The organism is Sphingomonas sp. PAMC26645 (genome assembly GCF_004795835.1).
Lineage (GTDB): Bacteria > Pseudomonadota > Alphaproteobacteria > Sphingomonadales > Sphingomonadaceae > Sphingomonas.
Genome location: NZ_CP039249.1, coordinates 4,071,089 through 4,083,003, shown reverse-complemented (window position 1 = coordinate 4,083,003; position 11,915 = coordinate 4,071,089). Strand labels below are relative to the sequence as shown.

Genomic DNA, 11,915 nt, shown 5'->3' with positions numbered 1-11,915 from the left:
GTCCTTCAGCGCGCGTACAAATCTTCGGTGTTGAGAAAGGCGCGGAGCCCCTCGGGCGCCGCGGAGCGTACAGGGTCGTCCTCGGCGGCCGGTTCGCCACGCCACGCCGTCGCGCGCAGCGGGGTCACCGTGAAATCTGCGCGGGTGTCGAGCACGTGCGGGCAGTTGGCGAGCACGACGATCAGGTCCATTTCCGCGCGCAGGACGAGCGTCCGGCCGGGCGGGAAGGGACCTATCTCGGGCAGGGTGGCGCCGTCCTCGGCGATCCGGACGCCCTTGAACCAGTTGATGCAGGGGTGGACGTCCTTTCGACCGAGCCCGTGCCTGGCGACACCCAGCATGAAGCGGTCGCGCGCGTTCGGATGCGCGCCGTAATTCTTGCCGTCGCCGTAAGCGCGCGCGTTGGACGCCTCGTTCGATGCGCCGCAAAACGCGTCGTGCGTGCCGGCGTCATCCTCGAGGATGGTCATCATCACCCGGCCCATGTCCGACAGCAGCAGCCGACCCGCACCGAGATAGCCGTTCCACTGCACCTTGAGCGTGTCGGCGACGTTCAGCCGTTCGGTCGGCGTTTCGGCGTTGAAGACCAGCATCGAGGCGCAGGCGTCGCCGGCGACGTCGATCAGCCGCAGGCGTGTGCCGCGGGCGATCCGGCGCGACGTATAGCCTGCAGGCGCGATCGTCTCTTCCCAGACGGTTTCGCCGGGGGCGTCGGCGGCAACGGCGGGGAGGGTGGGCATGGCCTCCACCCGGGTCCCCGTCATCGCGCGAGCGTGATCGCGGGCGCCGTACGGATCGGCGGTGGTGGTCGTCATGCGAAGGGTCTCCGTAAAAGATCGGGCCGTGGAAGATCGCCGCCACCAATCGCGTCGACGAGCGCCTGTGGCGGCAGGGTCTTGCGATCGAGCGGCAGGTCGTAGGTGGTGGTGGCGCCGAAGCGGTGCGGCGCGTGCGGATCGTGGCGACGCTTGTCGAAGGCGAGCACGCGCGTACCAAGCTTGAACGCCTCGCCGATGTCGTGCGTCACCATCACGATAGTCAGCCCGCGCTCCTGCCAGAGCCGGGTAATGAGCGCGTGCATGTCGAGCCGGATGCCGGGGTCGAGCGCGCCGAACGGCTCGTCGAGCAGCAGAATGCGGGGATGCTTGATCAGCGCCTGCGCGATCGCCAGCCTCTGCTGCATGCCGCCCGACATCTGCGCGGGATAGACATCGAGGCTGTGTTCGAGACCGACCGCGGCGAGCATCTCGACCGCGGTGTCGCGCGCCGCGCGCCGCTGCGCACCGAACAGGCGCGCGGCGAAGGGCGCCTGCGCACATTCGAGCCCGAACATCACGTTGCGCAGCGCGGTGAGGTGCGGGAACACCGAATAGCGCTGGAACACGACGCCGCGATCGGGCCCGCATTCCGCGCGCATCGGCTTGCCATCGAGCACCACTTCGCCGCGGGTCGGCGCTTCCTGGCCGAGGATCAGGCGGAGGAAGGTGCTCTTGCCGGCACCCGACGGGCCGACCACCGCGACGAAGCTGCGCTCGGCGATCTCGAGCGAGACGCGTTCGAGCACGATCTTGTCGCCATATTCGACCCAAATGTTGCGCATCTCGAGCAGCGGACTCATCGTCCCGCTCCGTGCGCCCATGGAAAGCCGCGGCGGCTGACGAACAGCAGCAGCGCATCCGCCGCGATCGCGAGCAGAGAGATCCAGGCGACGTAGGGCAGGATGATGTCCATCGCGAAATAGCGCCGGACCAGGAAGATGCGGTAGCCGAGCCCGACATCGGAGGCGACGGCCTCGGACGCGATCAGGAACACCCAGGCTGGGCCCATTGACAACCGCAGCGCCTCGATCAGGCGCGGCATCAACTGCGGCAGCGCGACGCGTATCGCGAGCTGCCAGCTATTGGCGCCCAGCGTCTGCGCCTTGACCGATTGCTCGACTGGCAGGGTCGCGACGAAGTTCGTCAGGTCGCGCGTCATGAACGGTGCGATGCCGATCGCGATCAGCGCGATCTTCGAGGCTTCGTCGAGCCCGAGCACGATGAACAGGATCGGCAGCACCGCGACCGGCGGGATGACCGCGATCACCGCGACCGTCGGGCCGAGCACAGCACGCGCTAGCGGCATGACGCCGAGCAGCAGGCCGAGGACCAGCGCGCTCACGGTCGCGATGGCGAGGCCGATGGCGAGGCGATAGAGGCTGGCCAGCGTGTCGGCGACGAGAATGACGCGATCGGTCGAGGGATCGCGATCGGTGGTGAACCCGCGAATGGCCTGCGCCATCGCCTCGAAGGTCGGCAGCACCTTATCCGCGGGGTTCTCAAGGTGGCGCGCCTCGGAGGCGAGCAGGTAGACGAACAGCAGCGCCACGATCGGCAGCGCGCCCAGCACAAGCTGCGTCCCGCGGCCGAGGCGGATATCGACAAGCCGCGTCAACGGCGATGCCTTGCGTCGGTCCGGTTGCGCCGGTCGATCGTCTTGCTGGAATGTTGTGGCAATACGCTCATCTCATCCCCGGATTTCATGCATGCCGACGGCACGGCGCGAGATCCGTCGGAACGGCTGTCCCGACGTCGCTCTTCTGTTCAGTCGACGCGAGGCTACAGCTTGCCGTCCGCCGCCAGCTTCATGAAGCTCGGATCGAACCGCAGCTTCACGTTCTTGGTGTCGCCGAGCGTCTTGCCGCCGGCGAAAGTAATGCCGATCGTGTCGACGGACTTCGCGCTCGGACCGAACAGGCCGTGTGCGAAGCTGAACTGCCGGACCCGGTCGGTCACGGTGATCAGGTCCGGGTTTTCCGCATAGGCGACCGCGTCCTGCGCCTTCGCGTACAGGTGCGTCGTTTTGAGCTGTTCGTCGAAACTCGCCTCGGTCGTGCCCGCGGCCTTGGCCATGGTCGCCCGCGCGGCGCGGCCTGCGGCGTCGTCGCGGGTCATGATCGCCATCGTCTCGTACCAGATGCCGGCCAGCGCCTTGCCGAGGTTCGGATTGGCCTTCAGCGTCGCGGTGCTGACGTTGAGCGTGTCGAGGATTTCGTTGGGAATCTTCGAGCTGTCGAACACCTGCGTCGCGCCCGGCGTCGCGCGGATCGTCGACAGCTGCGGGTTCCAGGTCACGACCGCGTTCACGGTAGGCGAGGCGAACGCCCCGACGATGTCGGCGTCGCCGGTGTTCACCGTCTTCACGTCGGCGAGCTTCATGCCGCTCAGTTCCAGCCCGCGCGCGAGCAGGAAATGCGACACGGACAGTTCGACGAGCTTGACCGAGCGCCCCTTGATGTCGGCCATCGTCCGGCCGTTCTTGAGCACCACGCCGTCATTGCCGTCGGAATAATCGCCGATCAGCAACACCGTGGTGTCCTTGCCGCCCGCCGCCGGAATGGTCAGTGCATCCATCGTCGTGCAGACCACGCCGTCGAGCTTGCCGGCGGCGTATTGGTTGACCGATTCGACATAGTCGTTGACCTGCACCATCCGGATCTCGATGCCGTATTTTTCGGCCCATTTCTCCACGATGCCGGACTGTTGCGCGTAGGCCCAGGGCATCCACCCGGTGTAGATCGACCAGCCGATCGTAAAGTCCTTCTTCACGACGCCTGCGCCAGTCGCGGATCCCGACGGCTTGCTGCCGCAACCGCCTAGCGCGAGCAGTACAGCGACGGCTGCGACACCATTCAGCCACGGTCGAGACACCATCAAGCACACCCCTTTACCATCCGATGATGCCAGCGCGCCGTTGTCCTTCGGTATGACCGGGAACAAGCACGGCGTATGCCGGCATCACCTCTTTGGCGACGTTGGCCTGCCGGAGATCATCGATGAAGAGGCAAAATAATGATGAAAGGCATAGATGAAATCTATCCCCTGCGTTGCGCCCTATGCCTTCGGGTGACTTCGTCCAAAAACAACTGTGTGGCAGTATCGCGTGATGGCTCGGCCCGCGCGAGTAGGAAGATGTCGTAGGCGGGCTCCGCATCGGCGTACAGCAGCGGCCATAAGCGTCCCTTCGCGACCGCGTCCGCAGCGGCGAGCACGGGCAGGAATCCGATGCCGACGCCAAGGCTGATCAGTCGGGCCGCCTCGTTGATGTCCTCCGCATGACCGTTCGCCTTCGTGCCAAGACGGTAGCGACGGCGCAGGCGGGTGATGGTGTCGAGTTCGTCCTCTCCCGTCAGGACGAAGCCTTCGTCCTTCAGTTCGCCCAGCCGCTCGACGCGGTGTCCGAACAGGGGGTGGCTGCGCGCGCAGTAGAGTTGCTGGCGTTCGACGAACAGCGGTTCGTAGACCAGGCTGCTCCGCGCGTTGCTGTCGTAACCGACGCCGATCTCTGCCTCGCCATGCTCCAGCGCGTCGAGCACCGCGCGCCAGGGCGAGACGCGAATCTCGATATGGATGTTGGGATTGCGGCGGTGGAAGCTGGCGATCGCTTCGTCGAACTCGGTGGAGGTGACCGCGGAAATCAGCTGGATGCGGACGATGCCTTCGACCCGCTTGGTTGCCTGCGCGACCTGATGCGGCACCATCCTTGCCGCCTCGAGCATCTCTTCGCAGATGCCGAGCAGGGCGGTGCCGGCGGCCGTCATCTCGACCCCGGACGAGGAGCGGTTCAGCAGCTGTTCGCCGACCTGTTCTTCCAGCCGTTTGAGCGCGGCGCTGATGCTCGGCTGCTGCTTGTTCAGTTTTCGGGCGGCCGCACCGATCCCGCCGGCACGAACGATCTCGACGAAGGTCCGCAGCAGGTTCCAGTCGACCCGACTGGCGAACGTCTTGTCAGGCAGGAACGGGCTATCGACCAAACACATGGCTCCAGGATCTTGGAGCGCATCTTTAGCCGCGCGACGTTCATACGCAACGTGCGCCCGGAATTCATGAGGGAGCATGGGGAACCGGGTCGATCGTCGCTAGCTATGCGCCCAGCAGGCGTCGTCGGAACAGCGCCTTGATCCGCCGATCTTCCAGAACCCGCCCGACGGCATAGAGTGCTGCGAACATGCCCGCAAAAACATAGGCGGGCGTCGGCGACGGCTTCTTATCGTCCTCGTCCTTCTTGCTCTTCTTCTTGGGTGGGTCGGGCTCGGGAGCGCCCAGAGCCTTGTCGATCGGGTTCAGCACCACGGGCGGTTTCTTGACCTCGGGTTTCTTGCCCTTGGCCTCGGTCCTTGCCTGCTCGAACTTGCCGAGGACGATCGTCGCCTGCGCGAACGCAAGAAACAGCAGCGGCGCGAGGAAGCAGAACAGCAACGCCCGACTGGCCAGCCGGTATCGCAACACCAGCCCGGCGGCACCCGGTTCGATCCGCAGGACGCCGCCGTCGAATACCGCCATCTTGTCCTGTGCAGGCTGGCCTTGCTTGCGAAACGTCAGCGAGTTGCCTGTCCGGTCGCGCGTTGTACCGGTCTGCTGGAACAGCGGGTCGAGCCGGTCGAAGGCGTCGTCAGCAGAGTCTCCCGGCACGAGCGCGAGACTCCCCTCGACGTGCCAGATCCCGTCGATGAAGCGCCGATAGACGGAGTATCCCAGCGATGCGCGCGGGGACGTTAAGTCGAGCGCCGTGGCTCGGTCTGCGGTGGTTGCGGCTGCGGTCATTCTGCGGGGACCATCGGGGCCGGCGCCATCGCGCCCATCGACCGCCGACCGAACCGTTCCTTGGCCGACTTCCACCCTTCCGTGAACGTGTAGGTCATCGTCTCGCGGACCGACATCGGGCGACCGCCTTCCATCCCGAGCAGTTCTGCCTCGCCGTCGACGCACGTCCCGAACACGCGGTCGATGATCACCCATGTGTTGGAATAATTGCTGCGGCTCGCCTCATAGTCTTGCGAATGATGTACGCTGTGATGCTCGGTGGTGTTGAACAGGAAGCGCCACCAGCGCGGCGAGTTGAAGCGGACGTTGATGTGCTGGTAGGTGCCGACCGCTAGGCCGAAAGCCCCTGCGAGCAGGGCGGCGCGCGGCACGAAATCGAAGAACCCGCCGATGCCGAGCCCGATCAGGAACAGCTCGACCGGATTGCCGACCGCGCCCTTGTTGACGTTGAGCTGGGTGATGTAGTGATGCGGCGCGTGCGCCAGCCACAGCGGATGCCAGTTGTGCATCCCGCGGTGCATCCAATATTGCCCGAAATCGAACACCAGCGAGATCATCAGCGCCTGCATCAGCAAGGGCAGGCCGGTGAACCAGGCGAACTTTTCCCAGTCGAACGAGTGCTGGATCGCCTCGATCATCGCACCATCGCCGATATAGCTGTCGATCATGCGGACGACGGTAAAGCCGATCCCGACATAGAAGAGATCGGTAGTCAGTTCCTTCCAGGTCAGTCGCCAACTCTCATGCCGCGGCGCCAGCCATTCGAGGCCCAGCAACAGCACTTTGAAGCCGATGCCGATGCCGATCGCGGTAGATGCCTTGGCGATCGAATTGGGCGCGTAGAACCAGAAGGCTATCAGCGCGAACAGCATCGTCGGCTGGAACCAGGTGAAGAAGATCTGCTTTACCGGGCCGCCCTCGACCTTGGGAATGTTTTCCCACCCCACGATGACCGGCGCCTGTGCTCCGATCACTCTATTGCCGACACGAACTCCGCTCATACTTACCCCGCGATGCCACGCTTCTAAGAGAGAGATGCCTGAAAACGGGGGGCGGCGTCATACGTCATCGAACGTATGTAGCTCCATTTGGCGCAAGCAAAAAAGGGAGCGAGGGTTGCTCCCGGATCGCTCACTAGTGAATAGCGGAAAGCGGGTTGTCGATTAAGGCACGAGGGCTATGTACGCAGACGTCGTTCGTATGGCTAGGTTGAGGCCTGAACGTATGCCGTTTGGTGGAGAGCGGCCGGTCCGCTTTCGAGCGCTGAGGCGACGGAAGCGGACGTTTGTTCATCAGCTCGCGACGGCAGCTAGGCGCCCAATAGCGGTCGTTCTGAACGTCTCATGCAAGGCCCAAGAACCGCCACTAGCGCAAGCCGCCACAGGTCCAGCGCGTCGAGTATGGGGAAAGGCGCAAGCATCATATAGGACTTGGTATAGTGGCGGGTGTGATGTTGGTTTGTAGGGGAGGTATCTGGTGGCTCGATACGAGGATGCAGTCAGACTCGAAGAACTGGTCATGACCGTGTTGGGCAACGGCGAGGCCGATTCCGGCGACGAGGCTGAATACAACGAGCTCATCCAGCGGCTGGTGACGGAGAATGACGAGGAGGTCGCCTCAAAGGCTGGCGCATTGCGGCTGCCGAAGTCTCTGAAGCTACTCGCTGCCGAGACCAGGGCGAGGCGCGACAATCTGCTGACCACCACCGGATTTGCCGATGGGATGAGGCGGATCAAGGAGATTTTGCGAGCACGGCTTGATCGGCACGTCCCTCCGCATGATCACTCGATCGCCGAACCGCCTATCCCGGGGCGATCGGTGCGGTCCTCAACTTGGACTGGGGCATCGACGCCCGCCGAGCGCGTTAAAGCCGTGCGCACACTGATCCCCGTGGCACGGGAAGCGGTCGAGCAACTTATATTGTCATTGCAGCTTGGCCAGCACAATGGCGGGCCGCCGTTGCATGACCATCAAGATGCTCTGGCAGCGCTGAAGAGCCTCCATTCGGCGCTCGGGAAACTTCTTCAAGCCGCCGATGACGGCAGACTTGACCGTCAGTATCATGGCGGTTTGGTTGATGAAGCAGTGCGATACTCCAAACGGATGATGGATTCACTGCGACACGATCCGCTTCCCTACGCCACGGCAGCAACTGTTCTTGCGATCATGTGCGCTTGCGGCTTCCCCACAGCAGGGGCATTCCTCGCGGACGTGACATTCAATATCCGGCGTTCGCCGCACAGGTAGATGCTCGCTGGGGCCGGGAAGGCTTGTCTCTTCGAACCCAAAGGGTCGACCGGCGGTATGCTCGACGGAACGCGGTCAGTCGCTACAGTCGAAGACCGGCTAGGATTAGCATGAAAGGTCATGCCCGGCTTTGCCTGCACCTACAAGCGTGACCCTCCGCCATGGGGTCGAGAGCCGCACACCGCTATACGCCGCTGGCTGCCGGCCCGCTTCGAGCTGCAGATGCTGGAAAGCGGACTTCACCGGATATCGGCATACAAAAGTCCGGAGTAGGGCCGCTACGCCAGAGCGAAACGTTAGGCGCGTGCTGCCAAGATGTCGCGCGGGATGTTCATTCCGACCTCCGCAGCCGGCGCGGCACCCTGGCCACGATTTGCGGCATCCGATCTTGAGCATGCGGCACTCGCTCGGGATGGGCGGAAACACGCGTAGTGAAATTCGCCCTGGCCCGATCGACGCTCATAACAAGCTCTCCCAAAGCGGAGCAGGCGGCAGGCAGACTTCGGCCCTGTCCCCGGCCACGGGACTGTCCGCCGTCGTTGCTCCGTCTGTCGGCACGCCGACGGGCACGGCATGGTCGCGAACTCGTGCTAAACATCGCCATGTACGCACCGTCGGAGCGCGCCTTCGGCTCGAACCTGGACGCGGCGCATCGCATCGCGCCGACCCTCGCTTCCGTCGCGAAGAGCCGTTATGTTCAGCCTGTGTGGGATGGGTTGACTAAGAGAATTGGGAATCTGGCAGCGCTCGGCGTAGCCTTAGCAAGTGCGCCGGCGCGCGCGGCTTCATTCGGCCCTTTTAATCAAATGTCGCTTCTGGGGGGCGCAGTTGCATTGGCTCTTGTGGCCCTCGCGCTCATCGTTTTCCTGTCCTGGCGGTCAAATAATGAGCGCCGGCAGCTACTCGATCAGGTGCGTCATCTCGAGGCACAAGCAGAAGGCGCGCGCGACGTAGCTTTAGCGGCTTGGGGCCGCGCGAACTTGGAAGACATCGACGAGGAACTCGAGAGCGGTGGCGACGAAGGCGATGTTGATTTCAAGGCCGCGCCGCCTCGCAGTCCGCTCTGGGTCCCCGACCCCCTTGTCGAGGCGTGCGCCCGAGGGGGGACGATTCTGTTTATGGGTGGCTCCTCTCTTGCGCGTGATGGGGCGCCGAGTCGCGAGCAGTTCCTCATTCGCGCCTCCTATACCGTTCCCGATGCGCTACTATCGGATGCTGGGGCGCCTGAGCTCCGCGCAAGCCTCAAGCGCCTTCTGCAAAGGTCCGACTTGGACGCGGCGACTGAGCTGCTCGAGCAACGCGTGGGGCGCGAGGTTCTTCTTTCGATAGCGCACGATTTGTATGCCGACACCCGTCCGACCGCAGACTTACGGCGACTTTGTCGCGACGTCGAAATCCAGGGATTCGTGTCTCTAGCCTTCGACTCGGCGGCGGTGGAGGCGGTAGGCGGCGTCAACACGCGTGTGCTCACTGCGCGTTCCAGTGCCGACTTCGAGCAATTGATGACCGAGCCGGGCCGATTCCTGCTCCAGTTGGCGGGAGCTCTCGAGCAGCCCGGCACGGTACGGCTCACGTTCACAGAACTCAAAACCAGCCTAGCGGAAGCGCCCGATCTGCGTTCTACCCTTTTGTCGATGTTTGCGGCGCGGACGCTGCTGTTCGTCGGGCTATCGACAAACGAGATTGAGGCGCTTTGGGACGCGGTCGGAATGTTCGGACCGGCCGCGCAGACCCACTTCGCTTTGATACACGACGATCCTGACTTCGACCTGATGGCCGAGCGATTCCGCTCGCGGTACAATACCGAACTGATCGAGATCGCGGACCGGGAAGCGTTTGCGAAATTTACTAGCAGACTGTCGGATGCTGTTGGCGCTCGCCAACGTGCGTTGACGTATGCGCCTGCCAGCGAGCCGGCGCGCGTCAGCCTCCTTCGGCGCGTCTCACTCCAGAATATCGGCCCCTTTGACGAGGCCGTTGTTGAGCTATCGCCATCGTGGACAGTCATCCTCGGAAACAATGGCGCCGGAAAGTCGACGATCTTGCGCGCAATCGCGCTCGTCCTCGCGGGCACCGACCGCGAGGCACAGACCTATGCCCGCACGCTGCTGAGACGCGGCCAGAAGTTCGGCATTGTCGAGCTGGAAATCGACGCGATACCGCAGCCGGTTACCTACCGCGTTGAGATCAGCGTCGAGCGAGAGCGAGTGAACCTCAAGTCAGGAGTGTCGCCGCTCCAGGCAGGCGCACTCGCGGCTTTCGGCTTCACCGCGATCCGCGGCGTGGATATGCCGATGATGATGGAGCCGAAGGCGCCCACGGGAGATGTTCTGCCGCGGGTTAGCGACGTCCTCCCGCTCCTACACGGCGCGTTTGACGCTCGCGTCCAGGACCTCAAGGCATGGATTCGGCAGACCTATGCCGTGCAACAGGACGCCTCAGCGACCGCTCGCGACAAGCAGCGCGCGAGTCGGAAGCTCAGCAGCTTCTTCAAAGTTATCGACGAAATGGCGCCCGGATTCGATCTGCGCTTTTCACGTTGTGATGAAAACGGCGAGATCCTGCTGATGACGTCTGATGGCGAGCTTCCGATGTCGTACGTCAGTCAGGGGATGACCTCGATGATCGGCTGGCTCGGCACCTTGATCCAGCGACTCTACGAGATCGGTGAAGCCGATCCCGACCCCTTGCAGCGAAGTGCGCTGGTCCTGGTCGATGAGATCGACAGCCATCTGCACCCGGAGTGGCAGCAGCTTCTCGCACCCACGTTGCGGACGAACTTTCCCAATCTGCAGGTCGTTGCCACCACCCATTCGGCATTGATGGTCGGGAGCTTGGAAAAGGGCGAGGCCGTCAAGGTATCACGGGTCGGCCGAGAGCTCACGATCGAGCAGCTAGAGCGCTCGTACAAGGGCTACCGCGTCGACCAGATCTTGACCGATCCACCGTTCGACATGGCCTCGACGCGCGACCGGAACTGGGAAGCGTTGCGCGAGGAGTATGCCGAGCTGCTCGGCATGTCTGAGCGCACGCCCGACCAGGACGCGCGATATCTGGAGCTGAACGCTTCTGGACGATGTACCGCCGCCTTACGAAAATCGCCAGGAGCGCATCGCGTTCGAAGGCGCCAGGCGGCGTGTGTATGCCGAATTCGACGAGGCCGCCAGGTCCGAGGAGCAAGTGGGAAACCTCCGATGATCAAGGTCCCCTTCGATCCCGCGAAGCTCACTGGCGAACAGCGCATATGGTGGGAGGCTTGGTCTGCTCGCGCGGCAAAAAAGATGGCCGACTATATGTCGAAACGGGCTGCGGGCGAAGCGTGCGAGCTCGACGACAGGATTTGGTCCGACCTGAAGGCCTGGCTACTCAAGAACGTTTTCCACGAGAAATGCGCGTACTGCGAAGTGCATGTCACGGCGAGCGGCTTCGGCGACGCCGAACATTACCGCCCCAAAGGCAATGTGACCGTGAGCGCTGGCGCGACGAAGCAACCCGTTGCGCTTGCAGATGGGAAGCCGCACGACGGCTATTACTGGTTGGCCTATGACTGGCGCAACTTGCTGCCTGCCTGCACGCGCTGCAACAACGCCAAATCAGATTTGTTCGAAGTAGAGGGTGCCCATGTCGCGGATCCCTCACATGACACTCCGGGACTGAACGCGGCCGAGCGGCCTTTCCTGCTCTACCCGTACGAAGATGATCCCTCCAAACACCTGCGGTTCGGGAAGAACGGAGTAGTCGCAGCGATTGACGGCAGCCCGCGCGGCAAAGCCACCATCCGAATTCTCGGTCTCGACCGGCGCGAACTCACCGAGGAGCGCTGGCGTGAGCAAGCCCGGGCACTTGAGGCGCTGGAAGGCCGGGTCGGCCAATTGATGAGCGACGAAAACGCGCTCGCCACGCGCGCACCGGACTATATGGGCCCCAAGGCGCCCTTTTCGCGCGCCATCCATGACTGGTTCGTGGAGCGAGCGCGCCTCGTGTCTGCGCGCGCGATCGCCGCTGCCAAAGCCGCCACCGAGCGAGGCGACTCGCGATAGGGCACTTGAGCGACGGCTCCCCTTTGCCCGCGTCGAATGTCCCCGA

Annotated in this window: 9 protein-coding genes; 2 read left to right on the top strand and 7 right to left on the bottom strand. The window is 63.7% G+C overall.

Annotated elements, in window-relative coordinates:
• Positions 1-5: 5 nt before the first annotated feature.
• The 7 genes from E5673_RS18610 to E5673_RS18580 form a co-directional block, all read right to left on the bottom strand.
• Entirely contained in the window at positions 6-815 is an 810-nt protein-coding gene (locus E5673_RS18610) for an urea amidolyase associated protein UAAP1 (protein WP_136191152.1), read from the bottom strand.
• Positions 812-1,618 carry an ABC transporter ATP-binding protein gene (locus E5673_RS18605; RefSeq protein ID WP_136191151.1) on the bottom strand — a complete coding sequence of 269 codons (807 nt, stop codon included), beginning with the start codon at positions 1,616-1,618 and terminating at the stop codon, positions 812-814. The genes E5673_RS18610 and E5673_RS18605 overlap by 4 nt, the downstream gene beginning before the upstream one ends.
• Positions 1,615-2,433 carry an ABC transporter permease subunit gene (locus tag E5673_RS18600; RefSeq protein WP_136191150.1) on the bottom strand — a complete coding sequence of 273 codons (819 nt, stop codon included), beginning with the start codon at positions 2,431-2,433 and terminating at the stop codon, positions 1,615-1,617. The genes E5673_RS18605 and E5673_RS18600 overlap by 4 nt, the downstream gene beginning before the upstream one ends.
• A 164-nt stretch (positions 2,434-2,597) precedes the next feature.
• On the bottom strand, positions 2,598-3,692 hold the full coding sequence (locus E5673_RS18595) for a putative urea ABC transporter substrate-binding protein (protein WP_136191149.1): 1,095 nt from the start codon (positions 3,690-3,692) through the stop codon (positions 2,598-2,600).
• A gap of 161 nt (positions 3,693-3,853) precedes the next feature.
• Positions 3,854-4,798, bottom strand: coding sequence for a LysR family transcriptional regulator (locus E5673_RS18590; protein ID WP_208622517.1), 945 nt, complete (start codon positions 4,796-4,798; stop codon positions 3,854-3,856).
• Positions 4,799-4,901: 103 nt separating this feature from the next.
• Positions 4,902-5,582, bottom strand: a complete 681-nt coding sequence (locus E5673_RS18585; RefSeq protein WP_247599478.1) for a hypothetical protein — start codon at positions 5,580-5,582, stop codon at positions 4,902-4,904.
• Positions 5,579-6,583, bottom strand: coding sequence for a sterol desaturase family protein (locus tag E5673_RS18580; protein ID WP_136191148.1), 1,005 nt, complete (start codon positions 6,581-6,583; stop codon positions 5,579-5,581). The genes E5673_RS18585 and E5673_RS18580 overlap by 4 nt, the downstream gene beginning before the upstream one ends.
• Positions 6,584-7,100: 517 nt before the next feature.
• Between E5673_RS18580 and E5673_RS18575 the strand changes: the two genes are divergently transcribed.
• Entirely contained in the window at positions 7,101-7,829 is a 729-nt protein-coding gene (locus tag E5673_RS18575; protein WP_136191147.1) for a hypothetical protein, read from the top strand.
• A gap of 587 nt (positions 7,830-8,416) precedes the next feature.
• Positions 8,417-11,869, top strand: a complete 3,453-nt coding sequence (locus E5673_RS18570) for an AAA family ATPase (protein WP_136191146.1) — start codon at positions 8,417-8,419, stop codon at positions 11,867-11,869.
• The last annotated feature ends 46 nt before the right edge of the window (positions 11,870-11,915 follow it).